We start from the raw sequence: 13,402 nt of genomic DNA on the forward strand, positions 1-13,402 counted from the left end.
ACACGACATATCGCTTCGATAGATTTCTCGGAAGCAGTCATTCCGACTGCCTAAAAACAAGGAAACAAAAATGAGCACTCGCACCCAGACTCCTCAGGCCCAGGCCGGCAGCTATATCACCACTCAGGACGGCGTACAGCTCTACTACAAAGACTGGGGCCCGAAAGATGGGCCAGTCGTCACCTTCAGCCACGGCTGGCCGCTGAATTCCGACAGCTGGGAATCCCAGATGCTGTTCCTGGCTGACAAAGGCTATCGGGTGATCGCCCACGACCGTCGCGGCCATGGCCGCTCCAGCCAGCCGTGGGAAGGTAACGACATGGATCACTACGCCGATGACCTGGCCACCGTGATCGACACCCTGGACCTCAACGACATCACCCTGGTGGGGTTCTCCACCGGTGGCGGCGAAATCACCCGCTATATCGGCCGCCACGGTACCGACCGAGTGAAGAAGGCCGCACTGATCAGCGCCGTTCCGCCGATGATGCTCAAGACCGAAGACTACCCAGGCGGCCTGCCGATCGAAGTGTTCGACGGCCTGCGCCAGGCCTCGCTGGACAACCGCTCGCAGCTGTATCGCGACATCGCGTCGGGTCCGTTCTTCGGCTTCAACCGCGACGGGGCGAAAGTCTCCCAGGGGCTGATCGATTCGTTCTGGGTGCAGGGCATGCAAGCGGGCCACAAAAACACCTATGACTGCATCGCGGCGTTCTCGGCGACGGACTTTCGCGCCGACCTGGCCACGTTCGACGTCCCGACACTGATCGTGCACGGCGACGATGATCAGATCGTCCCGATCGACGCCTCCGCCCATGCCGCCGCCAGGCTGGTGCGCAACGCCGAGTTGATCGTCTATCCGGGCGCGCCGCACGGCCTGACCGACACCCACAAGGACCGCCTCAACCAGGATCTGCTGGACTTCCTGGGCAAGTAAGCCCATCGCATCCGCTCATGTGCCGCCCGGGACATGAGCACAACAATAGCCATAACAGAAAAGGAATGATCATGTTCAAGCTCAAATCGCTCTTGGCCGTCACCGTCACCGCCGCATTGGCTCTGACATCGCTCCACAGCACCGCCGCGCAACCCGATGCCACCAAGCCTACCGTCGTGCTGGTGCATGGCGCGTTCGCCGAGTCGTCCAGCTGGAATGGCGTCGCCGCCCGGTTGCTGAACCAGGGTTACCCGGTGGTGGCCGCCGCCAACCCGCTGCGTGGTGTGAAGCAGGACGCCGACTACGTCGCCGACATCGTCGAGCAGACCCCCGGCCCGGTAATCCTGGTGGGTCACTCCTACGGTGGCGCCGTGATCACCAACGCGGTGCACGGCAACCCACGGGTCAAGGCGCTTGTCTATGTCGCGGCTTTCGCGCCGGACAAAGGCGAAACCGCCATCGAGCTGTCCGGCCGCTACCCTGGCGGTACCCTCGGACCGACCCTGGCCGCTCCGGTGCAGTTGGACGACGGCAACAAGGATCTCTACATCCAGCAGGACAAATTCGGCCAACAGTTTGCCGCCGACGTGCCGGTGGCCGAGTCCGCATTGATGGCCGCCACCCAACGGCCCATCAGCGAGGCGGCCTTGAAGGAAGCGTCTGGCGAACCGGCCTGGAAAAAAACGCCGTCCTGGTTCATCTACGGTTCGGCGGATAAAAACATCCCCGAAGCGGCCCTTAAGTTCATGGCCGACCGTGCGGGCTCGAAAAAGACCGTCACCGTCCAGGGCGCCTCCCACGTGGTGATGACGTCCAACCCGGATAAAGTCGCGGAGCTGATCATCGAAGCGGCCCAAGCCAGTTCCAAGGGCTGACTCCACTGAACCGGGTCTTGGGCGCCAAAGGCCCGGTTCGCTTATCCGTCTGTTGTTTCGAGAAGCACCCAAAACTTGGATCTGCTGCGCAATTGACTCGGGACGGTACTGGTAGCGCGAATACGGTTGGTCCCTTACAAACCTTACAGGCCTGGTCCGGCGTCAGAGTGCTTTGGTCTGGTTGGACGTGGATGCACTGCATCCCATGGTCGCCTGAGTGGCGAATCGTTTCGATCCTCCTATGCTCCATGCAAGGATGACGATGGGTTGACCATGGAGCATTTATGATCATTGAAGAGGTAGTCCACTCCCGATCACGCTGGTATTTGATGTGTGTGTCTTACAAGGTCATGCGACACATTCTGGAACTGCGCAAATATGGGTCCGGTAATCAGACATTGACTCGGGAAGCTCATGTGCGAACACAAGCGACTTATGAGTACCTGGAGCGCAAAAAACACGAACCGCGTTGGCTGGCCGAGCTCGATAACGAAAAATACCAAGGCCGTGAGCACGTCCCGAGCGAAATAGGTTTTAAACGTTACGACCATCCCACCACCCGACCGAAACGTGCGCTGGATGTAGTACGCATCACGGGGGGAGGCAATTGTGATCAGTTGGGCGCAATTGCCTACGCCCTCTCCAGGGAAATATTGTCTGATCGATATTTCGCCGCATGGGTGTCTCCAACGACCGTGGAACATACCTTCGCGATCATCGGCCCGATGTCCAGCACGGATAAGATTGGCGTGGGGGGCACACAAAAACCCGATGAGTGGGTTGTGGTGGATGCCTGGCCACTCAAGCCTCGGGTTTGTCGCTTTGTTCATTATTTTTTGTACCCGGAGCTGGCGGACTTCCAGTGGTACATCATCGCCCAGGGGAAGGGGAAAGGCACCGACGCACTGGAGCACACCCGATCAAGTAGATTTGAGTATTTTGAAGAGAACCTCAAACCGAACCTTGGCTCCATTACGGGAAAATATGCAAAGAACTATTCCGAAGTGTCACATCGTGAAGACATTGTGGGGCAGGAGTACCCCTGGGCATTGAGGGCGAGGGACTGGGTCAAATATCACTACACAAGGGCACCTGAGGAGCCGCCGAAAAGGGGTGTCAAACGCAAGCGCCAAGCCGGGGATGACCCTGGGGGCGTCTAGTTCAGCATCACATCCGATGATGCTCCACCAGGAAATCCACGAACACCCGCACCCGCGCCGGCATCGCCGCACCGCCCACGAACACGGCATGGATCGGTTCCCTATCGCCGGGGTTCCAAGGCTCCAGCAGCGGTACCAGATCGCCGCGCCGCAGATCCTCGGCCACGCTGAACTCGCCGATACGAGCAATGCCGGCGCCTACCCGTGCCAGTCGGGCGAGCGCCTCGCCACTGCTGCATTCGATGTTGCCGCTGACCTTCAGAGAAAACGCTTTCCCGTTGCGGATGAATGGCCAGTTGGGTTCGGCGCGGCGGAAGTTGAAGCGCAGGCAGTTGTGGCTCAACAACTCTTCCGGCTCCTGAGGTGTGCCATGGCGCTCCAGGTACTGCGGCGAGGCCACCACCACCTGGCCGGTTTCACCGATCTTGCGTGCCGTCAGCGGGCTGTCGGGCAGATGGCCGAAGCGCACCGCCACGTCGGCCTGACCGGCGAGAATATCCACCACTTCGTCCCCCAGGTTGAGATCGATGACGATATTCGGATAGCGGGCACTGAACGCCGCCACCAGTGGAACGATGGTCTGCCGCCCGTGGCCGAGGGCCGCACTGACCCGCAGACGGCCCTTGGGTACGCCCTGGTCGGCAATGGCTTCTTCGACCTCGGCCATGTCGGCCAGGATCCGCCGGGCGGCGCGCAGGTAAGCCTCGCCCTCGATGGTGAACGTGATCGCCCGGGTCGTGCGCAACAGCAGGCGAGTGCCAAGCCGTTGCTCGGTGCGCGCGATGATCCGGCTGACCGCCGAGGGGGTCAGCCCCAGCGCTCGCGCGGCCGCCGAGAGGCTGCCTTCCTGGGCCACCGTGGCGAACACCGTCATTTCACCTGACCGGCCCTGAATGTCCATTTGTGCTCCTTGCGCATAAGTGTTTGTAGAAAAAGCGATCTACCGCCAGGAAATCCAGGATCGTAGCATCTGCGGCACAGATAAGGAGTCTTCCATGCAGATCAATCCTCCACTCGTCGCACTCGCTATCGGTGCCTTTGGCATCGGCGTCACCGAGTTCGCCCCTATGGGCATGTTGCCCGGCATCGCGGCGGACCTCGGCGTTTCCATTCCGGCGGCAGGCTTGCTCGTCAGTGCTTACGCCATGGGCGTGCTGCTGGGCGCGCCGCTGATGACCCTGACCACCGGCAGGGTCCCCCGGCGCTATCTGCTGATCGGGTTGATGGCCATATTCACCTTGGGCAACCTGATGTCGGCGCTGGCGACCGACTACTACAGCCTGCTGGCGGCCAGGGTGGTGACCTCGCTGAACCACGGCGCGTTCTTTGGCGTCGGCTCCATCGTCGCCGCCAGCGTGGTCGCCCCGGAAAAACGCGCAGGAGCGGTCGCTGCCATGTTCATGGGTCTGACCCTGGCGACCATCGGCGGCGTGCCGCTGGCCGCCTGGTTTGGCGATCTGTTCGGCTGGCGCACGGCCTTCTGGGGCATCACCGGTCTCGGCGTGCTGGCCATGGTCGCATTGTGGTTCGCCCTGCCCGATGTACCCTTGCCGAAAAGCGGCGGCGCAGCGGCGGAAATCCGCGTGCTTGGCCGTGGCCCGGTACTGGCCGCGCTGGCCCTCACCGTGGTCGGCTCGGGGGCGATGTTCACCGTCTTCACTTACATTGCGCCGATCCTGAGCAGCGAAACCCACGCATCCACCCCCTTCATCACCGTCATGCTGGTGCTGTTTGGCGTGGGGCTGACACTGGGCAACATGTGGGGCGGCAGGGCGGCCGATCGTTCGATAGACCGCACCCTGATCGTTTCCCTGAGCGTGCTCATCGTCGTCTTGCTGGCGTTCACGGTGCTGATGCGCTGGTCGCTGCCGACCAGCGTGGCCATCCTGGTCTGGGGCATCGCCAGCTTCGCCCTGGTACCGCCCTTGCAGATGCGCGTGATGGAAGCCGCCAAGGACGCTCCCAACCTGGCCTCGGCGGTGAATATCGGGGCCTTCAATTTCGGCAACGCCATCGGCGCGGCCCTGGGTGGCGCGGTGATCAACGCCGGGCTGGGCTACCCGGCGATCCCCCTGGCCGGCGCGGCGATGGCGGGGGTGGGGCTGCTGATGGTGCTGGGTTTTGCCTGGCGTTCCAGAGGGGTTGAGGCTTCGGTGGTGTGATAGGGAGGGGGATGGGTTTGCTTGAAGGCAAATCTGTCCCTTTGATGAAATGATTTGAATCCAATCTGCACCTTATAGAAAATCGCCCCCTTTTGTCTCGAAAGGATACGGGCGATGAAGTTCGAAGGGACTTTCCAATACATGGGCAATCACGGGATCGTCTTCAACGTCTCGCAGATCACCCTCACCGACAGTGAACGCGGACGTCTGCGCGAGCTGCATTTTGGCGAAGCGAAAAGCGCCCACTATGACGTCAACAGCAAGGTCGTCGAGGTATACGACAAGATGCAGGCCAAGAACCTGCCGTGCTTGATGATGATCGGCATCTCCAAGCCGTTGACCCGGCAACAGGGCGATGCCCTCAATGCCCAACGCACCACGATCGCCAATCTTGCCACCACTGCTTTCGCTGCCGCCGCCAAGGCTGTGGCCCCCTCCTCCGTGGCGGCAACTGTAGGGGCCGGTGTGCGCAGGTATGTCAATGAAACCCTACCCACCTACCATGCGGGCGATGTGCTGGTCAGCATCGAGGCGCAGGTCAACGGCGGTATCGGCCCGCAACGCACCCTTTCGACGTTAATCATCAAGACCTGACTGGAGACGTACATGTCCGACATTACTCAATTGGTCATTGCCTTGCTGGTGTCCTTTCTGCTCGATCGGTTTCTCAAGCCGTATCTGCTGCGCAAGTGGCTGGGAGTGGCGTTGGTGGCGGCGGGTGCGGTTGGTTCCTTTGGCGCAGGTCAGAGCCGCTTGTTGGGGTTTGATCTGGGGTTGTGGGCGGCTTTTGCCGTGGCGATTGGGATGGGGTTGTTCATGAGGCGGCGGCGGTTTGAGCAGGTTGGCTGAAACAAGGGGGCAGATTTGCCCTGTGGCGAGGGAGTTTGCTCCCGCTTGACCGGACTGGCGTTCCAGTGCGCAGCACGCATGGAAAACATCAGAAATAAATTCACATCTATTGGATGCTAGCAATGTATAGCCAAAGCTAGCTTGTTAGGCTAGCTTTGGCTATCTTTCTATAGATTTTGCTATTTTGTGAGGTCGACATGGATCCCTACCGTAATCCGTTTGCGCCCGGCGCGGGCAGCAGGCCCCCTGAATTGGCGGGGCGCGACCAGATTCTTGAGGCAGCAAGAATTGCCTGTGGACGGGCCATCAATGGGCGAAGTGCGCGTTCCATCATGCTCCTTGGGTTGAGGGGCACGGGTAAGACAGTCCTGTTGAATGAGATAGGAAAAATTGCAAAGCAAGAAGGCCTTCTCGTCTCCAAGGTCGAGTCGCCAGAACGTGAAAGCCTTGCGCGTCTTCTTTACCCTGAAATGCGAAAGGTCATGCGCGCGCTATCCAGCGTTGAGGCTGCCAAGCAAATCGCCAATCGTGGGCTGAAAGGGCTTCGCAGTTTTGCATCCATTTTCAAGATTGATATCGGCGGCATCGAGATCGGTGTCGAGCCTGAGCCCGGCCTCGCGGATAGCGGAAATCTTCAATACGATCTTCCAGATCTTTTTACTGTAATAGGTGAAGCGGCACAGGCCGCCGGCAAAGGCTGGATTCTGCTCATCGATGAAGTGCAATACCTCACCGAAGCAGATCTATCGGCGCTGATTGTCTCTGTCCATCACATGTCGCAAGAAGGGCTTCCGGTATTGCTGGTCGGTGCTGGTCTTCCGCAAGTCGCCCGGCTGGCGGGTGAAGCGAAGTCATATGCCGAGCGGCTTTTCCTTTATCCGGAGGTGGGGGCGCTTGATCAAGCGTCTGCTGTTCAAGCTGTTCAAAAGCCGATCGTGGAGGAGGAAGCCTCTATAGACACTGCAGCTCTGGACAGTATCGTTGATCGGACGCAGGGCTATCCTTTCTTCCTTCAAGAGTGGGCTTCCACGGCATGGAACAACGCCGAGGGGCCTGAAATTACTGTTGACGATGTCGAGCACTCTTATGCCGAGACATTGGCCTCTCTTGACGCGGGTTTCTTCAGGGTCCGCATTGATCGGCTTACACCTTCGGAAGTGCAGTTTGTGAAGACCATGTCCGAGCTGGGTGACGGCCCTTATGCCATCGCTGATATTGCGAAGGCGATGGGACGTTCCCAATCATCACTTGGACCGACTCGGGCCAACATCATTTCCAAGGGTATGATCTACAGCACCGATCACGGTTACCTGAATTTCACGGTTCCACTTTTCGCGGAATATATGCGGCGTCAGGTGTGAAACCTGCAATGTTCCCGAGCAAGCGCCAGCCCATGCCCCCTTCCCCCACCAAACTCCTCTTCCTCCCCGGAGCCTCAGGCAACACCCAATTCTGGCATCCAGTCGCCCAACGCCTGACCCACCCAGCACAGCAACGCCATATCGGCTGGCCCGGCTTTGGCGACACGCCACCCTCGCCTGACATCGCCGGCATGCAAGACCTGGCGACCCGCGTGCTGACCGAAATCGACCAGCCCACCGCGTTGGTGGCGCAATCCATGGGCGGTATCGTCGCGGTGCTGGCAGCGCTTGAACGCCCGGAGCTGATCACACATCTGACGCTGACCGTTACCTCCGGCGGTGTGGATATGTCCGACCTGGACGCGCAGGACTGGCGCTCGGAATTTGCCGCCGCCAACCCCACGCTGCCGAGGTGGTTTCTCGACGACCGCACCGACCTCACGCTGCGGTTGGCCGAGTTGCGCATGCCGGTTCTGCTCCTGTGGGGCGATGCGGACTCGATCAGCCCCGTTCGCGTCGGCAAGCGCCTTGCTCGACTGCTGCCCCACGCGGAGCTGCATGTGTTCCCTGGCGCCGATCACAGCCTGGGCTTTACCCACGCCGATGAAGTGGCGAGGCTGATCGACAGGCATCTGGCCTGAGAGTGAACGGGGCCCCGTCGAGCAGCCCAATCACTCCCGCGCTCCACCCTCCAACCGACCCCGCCGCACCGCCATAATCTGCGGAATCTTCTCCTCGATCCAATTCACCATCACCTCAAGATGCTCCGCCGCCTCCCGCCCCAACGGCGTCAAGCGGTACTCCACATGCGGTGGCACCACCGGCAGCGACTTGCGGTTGACCAACCCATCCGCCTCAAGCTCCTGCAACGTCTGCGACAGCATCTTCTCACTGACCCCGCCAATCTTGCGGCGCAGCTCGCTGAAGCGGTGCATTCCGCCCAGCAAAATGACCAGCACCAGCACGCCCCAGCGGCTGGTCATGTGCTTGAGGACCTCCCGAGAAGGGCAGTCGGCGCTCAGTACATCGCCGCGTCGAACAGCGGCGCTGAACGACTCGGAATTTTCGGTGGCTGTGTCCACGATACTTACCTTTATGTACGTACTTACAAAAAGTTACCTTGGTCCCTAGGATGGCTTTTCGTCCTTTCCCCATCAAGGTATTTGTCATGATCGCCATCACCGGAGCCTCCGGCCAACTGGGCCGTCTCGTTATCCAGTCCCTGCTTGAACGCGTGCCCGCCGAGCAAATCGTCGCCCTGGTCCGAGACCCCGGCAAAGTCCAGGACCTGGCCGCACGGGGCGTGGTGGTCCGCACCGCCGACTACAACCAGCCGGCCACATTGACTGCCGCGCTCAACGGCGTCGATAAACTGCTGTTGATCTCCTCCAATGAACTGGGCAACCGCGCCGCCCAACACCGCGCCGTGATCGATGCCGCCAAGGCCGCGGGTGTCTCGCTCCTGGCCTACACCAGCGTCCTGCACGCCGACACCTCCACCCTGGGCTTGGCCGCTGAACACCGCGATACCGAAGCCGCCTTGAAAGCCTCGGGCGTACCCTACGTATTGCTGCGCAACGGCTGGTACAGCGAAAACTACCTGGCGAACGTACCGAGCGCCGTGGAACATGGCGTCCTGCTCGGCAGCGCCGGCGAGGGCCGCATCAGCTCCGCGCCCCGTGCCGACTACGCCCAAGCCGCAGCGGTGGTGCTGACCACTGAAGGGCAGGCGGGCAAGGTCTATGAACTGGCGGGGGATAGCAGCTACACACTGACCGAGCTGGCTGCGTTGATCAGTCAGAAAACCGGTAAGCCGGTGGTTTATCAGAATTTGCCGCAGGCTGAGTTTGAGGCGGTGTTGGTCAGTGTCGGGTTGCCGGCGGGGTTGGCGGCGTTGCTGGCGGATTCTGATGCGGCAGCGGCAAAAGGGGCGTTGTTTGATGAGAGTGGGGTGTTGGGGCGGTTGATTGGGCGGGGGACTACGTCGGTTGCGGAGTCTTTGGGTTAAGTAGCCGAACCAAGGGCAGGAAAATGGACTTGCGTGCCGGTAGAGATAAACCGGCACGCAGCGGGTGATGAGACCCCCGGACACAAACGGCCTGAGCCCCCGACAGCAGCTCGAACTCCCGTGGCGAGGGAGCTTGCTCCCGCTTGAGTGCGAAGCACTCATAAAGAGGCCCGCTGCGGCCCGAAAGCCGAAATTAAATCCGTCTCCTTATTCTTGTCGTATTCCTTTCTTCGTACCCATGATTAAATCTAAGGTTTGGTTAAGGGGCCGGCATTAACCGGTCCCGATTGAGCGAAGCGAGCGACTTGAACCAATTTGTTATATTCCTCTCCACTTACGTCTTGCCCAGCGAGCTAACGCATTAAAATTAATGCCGACGCCCATAAAGTTAGGTTTTATTTCTAGTATGTCATCTGGAGCTGAGTGTTTTTCTTGATGTGCTGGTGTACCTCTGAGGAGTAGCGCTGCTACCTCAGAGTCAATTTTTTCTTTAGCTGCGCTGATCATGTCAGACATGTCACGTAAATCTTCATCTTTAGGGAGTCCGTCCCCTTTTAGAACTTGATGCGTTATAGCTATTTCTTTCCATAAACGGCTAACCATAATTTTTAGAAGGTCAGCGGCTTCCGTTAAAAATTCTTCAGGGGGAAGGTTTTTATTAGCACACTCTTTCTCTATCTCGGAAAGTATCTTTGGTATTTCATGGTTAAAAAATGGCTGAAAATAACCCCAGAATACCATTTCAGGAGAGCCGGAATATTTTATACCTCTGTACGATATTTTCTTTCCATAGAAATCTTCTGTTTCTAGCTCCCATAGCGCAGGAAACATTCGCCACTTTTGGATTCTTTCAAAAATAGCATTGTCGAGAAGCTCTCTTTTTCTTGCTGTCTGTGGATACAGTGACGTTCTGTTGCCAGTTAGGAATAGCGGCTCCATTCGGTGTCTCCATGGCATATAAAGTTTGGTTAAGGGGCATGTTTTTGACCGTCCCAGTGCACAAAGCGAATAAAAATGGGGATAGATCTATTTTCAGAAAATAGATCTGTCCCCATTTCCGATTTCCGTCCGTCCCATTTCCGTCCTGTCTCCTTTAATTGGAGGCATGCGTTTGGTACTGCACCCTCGGCGACGCACAGAAGTCTAGGACCAAATCCTTTTCTCTTAAATACAGGTGTTTCGGCTAGGTCACTCCATGGGCATCAAAATTCGCGCTTCAATGCCAATCTCTTGGAGGAGGAAAAGCAGCCCGCCGCCCTCGATGAGTTCGATGGGCTTGTCCTTCGCGAACTCAAACGCGTCGGGGCCATAGCCGCTTGTTGTGACCAAAATTCCCTTATTGGCGCCCTCATTCATCATGGTTCCATAAAGATCCCTGACTGCTGAAACGCCAACTGTGTGCTTGTAGCGCTTTGCTTGGATAACTACCTTGCCGCCTAATACAGGACGAGGATCGTAAGCAATGCAATCGACTCCTCCGTCACGCGATGACCTGGTTAGTTTCGACTCTAATCCCATTTTTCCGAATAGATTTGCCACCAGTGCTTCAAACTCATAGGGGTTGAGATCCATTAAATTTGTTGCTGAACTGAGATTTGAGGCCAGATCCTGCTGATCCACAAAACGCTTGTCGACCATGTTGAATTCAATAATTGGTCTAACCGGTTGCGCTTCGCTTGGGGACCGTGAGACATGTGCACCGAGGTTTCGTAAACACACAGCACGATCCACGCGCGTTAGATCGATCTCCATAAACGTTTCACGCGTGGTGCGCACAGACACGAGATGAGGTTGTACCCCCCGGCCAGTTGCGGGATCAATGGTGTTCACATAACCGTTGAAACAGCAGACCTCTATGAATTCTCCTTGGTCTGCCTCGAAAAGCTCATGAAGGCACCTGAGTGCGAGACTTGCGATAAGGTCGGCATATAAAGATTTGATCTCAGCTGGCTTGCGCTGTTTAGCGGAGACCTCGTCTTTCGATTTTATGTAACGATACTCGGCTACCTCAGGAATTATATCCGAGGTGGGCAACTCGTATTCCACTACAAGCTGTTTCGATTCAGGCAGGAACGCCAATGAGAAATTTTGCGGGAACCCTTCTGGATAATCGGACTTCTCCAAGACCATGCTGCAATAAGCAACAATTGATTCGGAGTCTCCTTCATAGTACGAGTAGCGGAAGGCATCGACTTCAGAGTCCCGGAGCGCTTTTTTCTCAAGGAACGCCGATACACCACGCTCATAGGTCTCCCGCGCGCTCTTCAGCATTTGTAGACGCTGTGCTTCCTGGGCTTTATGCTCTTCCTCGCTTAATTTAAATCTTTCCTTAGCGGCTCTCATCCGATCGGCATGCCTTACTTTAAACTTTGGTATCAGTGAGAGATACCAAGGCAAGGGAGCAACTTTCGAGGTAAAGAATTGCAGCGCTGGGCCTTCAATTACGGTTGTTAAAGATTTTGCTGGTGCGAACGGCGGCGGATTGTCTGTGATACGAAGTGAGTCGAATGTTACAGTGTCATCAACCATCAGCGCTGACGATAAGATGGATTGTAAACCATCTATCCAAGATCGAATGGTTGCGTTACCGTCACGAACTTCTTGCTCACGAAACTCTATGTAGTTCTGTTTAGCGGCTCGCTCAGATTGGCGGTCATATCGTGCTTGGTCACGCTCACGAATCGCCTGCGCTCTGAGCCGCTGACGTTCCGCACGTTCAGAGGCTCGTAGTGCAGCGCGACGTTCCGACTCGTTCAGCCGCTGCTGCTTGGCTGTCTCCCGAGCAATTGCTCGGATCACCTTTTCGAATCCACTTCGATTGGCCATGCTTGCCTCCTTACTGATGGCGTGATGGTATCAAAAGAAGTGGCGGTGGACACGAGCGCTTCGAACTTAGCTGCCAGCGTGCGAATTGAAGTGACAGTTTCTGTCCGCTTACAGCCTCTTGCTAGAAAGGACAGTGTGGCAGGTGGGGTAAGATTGCTGCTGAACGAGCTTTTATTTGGAGGTCACCTGTTCGCTGCTGCGCAGTTGAGCGGGAGCAAGCTCCTTCGCCACGGGACTGTGTTGATTTCATCGCGAGCAGGCTCGCATTGACCTTAAGGGGTTATGGCTTTATGGAAGATCGCGGAACAGGTGAGTTCGAAAACAGTATAAAAGTGACAGTTCTTACAGTGGTCAGATAGGGCCGAGTCCGTCACTTTCGAGGTTCATTCACTGCAGGGTCATGAGCTCAAAAGACAAGAAGGTCGATGTGGGTTTTAAAGGTATGGCAGAGGCTAAGCTCAAGCCGGGGGCGACAGCTCCGGATGTTACGGGCGAGGCGGAGGCTGCGGTTAAACCGGAGGCGGTAGTTCCGGATTTCAAGGGCCCGGCGAAGGTCCAGATCAAGCCGAAGACGACCCCCGAGCCTTAGACGTCATACCGGGCAAGGTTCAAGAATTTGAGGATATTTAGAGCCTATTCGTCCGCTTCCAGGGATGAAAAACGAGAAACCCGACGCAAGACGTCGGGTTTTTTGTTGGGCGATAAATACTATTGTCGCGGCTCTACGTTATCCAACACCTGATTCGCCAACAACGAACTCAGCTCAATCAACTGCTGAATCCCCATCGCCAAATGGCGCCGCGAGCCATCCAAATCAAATGCCAGATCAGCAACCATTGCATCGGCTGAAGCCAGCGTTTCACTGAGGTTAGCGAGCATGCATTCGTTATCGAGACCGTTCACAACGGTGAAGACCTGCCCCGGTTTCGGTTCGTCTTTGGATTGATCTGGCTTCGGCAGCAAGTAGTGATCGAGCACGCGTTTGGTGGTTTCGTCTTGCTTCTTGGCTTTGGATTTTGCGGACTGTGGGGCGGGCTCTGCTTCTGGAGGATTTGGAGTTGCTTTGAACATTTTCACGTTTCCTTTGTTAGTAGGCCGCTACCGTCTCGCTACTAAACGAAAGGGAGGCAGCTGTGCGCAAGTTAGTAGACCGGTAGGAAAACGGAAAACCCGGCGCGCCCGAAGGCGCCATGCGCACAGCCACCATCGAGTGCGGGCAATGCC

14 protein-coding genes are annotated in these 13,402 nt (G+C 57.4%); 9 read left to right on the forward strand and 5 right to left on the reverse strand.

Annotated features, from left to right (window positions below; translation table 11 throughout):
• The first annotated feature begins 70 nt into the window (after positions 1-70).
• From AC1M7R_RS11640 to AC1M7R_RS11650, 3 genes are all read left to right on the forward strand, one after another.
• Complete coding sequence (locus tag AC1M7R_RS11640; RefSeq protein WP_072398150.1) at positions 71-937, forward strand: alpha/beta fold hydrolase; 867 nt, start codon at positions 71-73, stop codon at positions 935-937.
• Positions 938-1,002: 65 nt separating this feature from the next.
• Positions 1,003-1,812, forward strand: a complete 810-nt coding sequence (locus AC1M7R_RS11645) for an alpha/beta fold hydrolase (protein WP_072398145.1) — start codon at positions 1,003-1,005, stop codon at positions 1,810-1,812.
• Positions 1,813-2,096: 284 nt separating this feature from the next.
• The gene (locus tag AC1M7R_RS11650; protein ID WP_072398143.1) at positions 2,097-2,972 is read left to right on the forward strand and encodes a hypothetical protein; all 876 of its coding nucleotides are present in this window, start codon (positions 2,097-2,099) and stop codon (positions 2,970-2,972) included.
• 7 nt (positions 2,973-2,979) lie between these two features.
• Here the strand turns inward: AC1M7R_RS11650 and AC1M7R_RS11655 are convergent, their stop codons facing one another.
• Positions 2,980-3,873, reverse strand: a complete 894-nt coding sequence (locus tag AC1M7R_RS11655) for a LysR family transcriptional regulator (RefSeq protein WP_072432253.1) — start codon at positions 3,871-3,873, stop codon at positions 2,980-2,982.
• 94 nt (positions 3,874-3,967) lie between these two features.
• Between AC1M7R_RS11655 and AC1M7R_RS11660 the strand changes: the two genes are divergently transcribed.
• The 5 genes from AC1M7R_RS11660 to AC1M7R_RS11680 all read left to right on the forward strand — a co-directional run bounded on the left by AC1M7R_RS11660 (position 3,968) and on the right by AC1M7R_RS11680 (position 7,985).
• Positions 3,968-5,134, forward strand: a complete 1,167-nt coding sequence (locus AC1M7R_RS11660; protein ID WP_123595550.1) for an MFS transporter — start codon at positions 3,968-3,970, stop codon at positions 5,132-5,134.
• Positions 5,135-5,248: 114 nt separating this feature from the next.
• Complete coding sequence (locus AC1M7R_RS11665) at positions 5,249-5,728, forward strand: hypothetical protein (protein ID WP_092180541.1); 480 nt, start codon at positions 5,249-5,251, stop codon at positions 5,726-5,728.
• Between the two features lie 12 nt (positions 5,729-5,740).
• Positions 5,741-5,983: a hypothetical protein gene (locus AC1M7R_RS11670; protein ID WP_092180543.1), complete on the forward strand. Its 243-nt coding sequence runs from the start codon at positions 5,741-5,743 to the stop codon at positions 5,981-5,983.
• A 197-nt stretch (positions 5,984-6,180) separates the two neighbouring features.
• Entirely contained in the window at positions 6,181-7,344 is a 1,164-nt protein-coding gene (locus AC1M7R_RS11675) for an ATP-binding protein (protein ID WP_103894777.1), read from the forward strand.
• A 32-nt stretch (positions 7,345-7,376) separates the two neighbouring features.
• Positions 7,377-7,985, forward strand: a complete 609-nt coding sequence (locus AC1M7R_RS11680; RefSeq protein ID WP_490610414.1) for an alpha/beta fold hydrolase — start codon at positions 7,377-7,379, stop codon at positions 7,983-7,985.
• A 30-nt stretch (positions 7,986-8,015) separates the two neighbouring features.
• On the opposite strand, the gene AC1M7R_RS11685 is transcribed toward AC1M7R_RS11680, so the two are convergent.
• Positions 8,016-8,426, reverse strand: a complete 411-nt coding sequence (locus tag AC1M7R_RS11685; RefSeq protein ID WP_490610415.1) for a winged helix-turn-helix transcriptional regulator — start codon at positions 8,424-8,426, stop codon at positions 8,016-8,018.
• Positions 8,427-8,512: 86 nt separating this feature from the next.
• On the opposite strand from AC1M7R_RS11685, the gene AC1M7R_RS11690 reads away from it, so the two are divergent.
• The gene (locus tag AC1M7R_RS11690; protein WP_490610416.1) at positions 8,513-9,352 is read left to right on the forward strand and encodes an SDR family oxidoreductase; all 840 of its coding nucleotides are present in this window, start codon (positions 8,513-8,515) and stop codon (positions 9,350-9,352) included.
• Between the two features lie 318 nt (positions 9,353-9,670).
• Here the strand turns inward: AC1M7R_RS11690 and AC1M7R_RS11695 are convergent, their stop codons facing one another.
• From AC1M7R_RS11695 to AC1M7R_RS11705, 3 genes are all read right to left on the reverse strand, one after another.
• Positions 9,671-10,291 carry a hypothetical protein gene (locus AC1M7R_RS11695; RefSeq protein ID WP_490610417.1) on the reverse strand — a complete coding sequence of 207 codons (621 nt, stop codon included), beginning with the start codon at positions 10,289-10,291 and terminating at the stop codon, positions 9,671-9,673.
• A gap of 249 nt (positions 10,292-10,540) precedes the next feature.
• Entirely contained in the window at positions 10,541-12,178 is a 1,638-nt protein-coding gene (locus tag AC1M7R_RS11700) for a restriction endonuclease (protein ID WP_440776634.1), read from the reverse strand.
• A 708-nt stretch (positions 12,179-12,886) separates the two neighbouring features.
• A complete protein-coding gene (locus tag AC1M7R_RS11705; protein WP_440776635.1) occupies positions 12,887-13,249 on the reverse strand; it encodes a DUF6124 family protein in 363 nt (120 codons plus the stop codon).
• Positions 13,250-13,402 lie beyond the last annotated feature (153 nt).

The sequence above is a fragment of the Pseudomonas sp. MS01C9 genome (assembly GCF_058202755.1).

Coding starts and splice junctions, on each gene's coding strand:
- AC1M7R_RS11640 (WP_072398150.1), top strand. CDS start 71: ATGAGCACTCGCACCCAGACTCCTCAGGCCCAGGCCGGCAGCTATATC.
- AC1M7R_RS11645 (WP_072398145.1), top strand. CDS start 1,003: ATGATCATGTTCAAGCTCAAATCGCTCTTGGCCGTCACCGTCACCGCC.
- AC1M7R_RS11655 (WP_072432253.1), bottom strand. CDS start 3,873: ATGGACATTCAGGGCCGGTCAGGTGAAATGACGGTGTTCGCCACGGTG.
- AC1M7R_RS11705 (WP_440776635.1), bottom strand. CDS start 13,249: ATGTTCAAAGCAACTCCAAATCCTCCAGAAGCAGAGCCCGCCCCACAG.
- AC1M7R_RS11690 (WP_490610416.1), top strand. CDS start 8,513: ATGATCGCCATCACCGGAGCCTCCGGCCAACTGGGCCGTCTCGTTATC.
- AC1M7R_RS11670 (WP_092180543.1), top strand. CDS start 5,741: ATGTCCGACATTACTCAATTGGTCATTGCCTTGCTGGTGTCCTTTCTG.
- AC1M7R_RS11700 (WP_440776634.1), bottom strand. CDS start 12,178: ATGGCCAATCGAAGTGGATTCGAAAAGGTGATCCGAGCAATTGCTCGG.
- AC1M7R_RS11665 (WP_092180541.1), top strand. CDS start 5,249: ATGAAGTTCGAAGGGACTTTCCAATACATGGGCAATCACGGGATCGTC.
- AC1M7R_RS11650 (WP_072398143.1), top strand. CDS start 2,097: ATGATCATTGAAGAGGTAGTCCACTCCCGATCACGCTGGTATTTGATG.
- AC1M7R_RS11675 (WP_103894777.1), top strand. CDS start 6,181: ATGGATCCCTACCGTAATCCGTTTGCGCCCGGCGCGGGCAGCAGGCCC.
- AC1M7R_RS11680 (WP_490610414.1), top strand. CDS start 7,377: ATGCCCCCTTCCCCCACCAAACTCCTCTTCCTCCCCGGAGCCTCAGGC.
- AC1M7R_RS11660 (WP_123595550.1), top strand. CDS start 3,968: ATGCAGATCAATCCTCCACTCGTCGCACTCGCTATCGGTGCCTTTGGC.
- AC1M7R_RS11695 (WP_490610417.1), bottom strand. CDS start 10,291: ATGGAGCCGCTATTCCTAACTGGCAACAGAACGTCACTGTATCCACAG.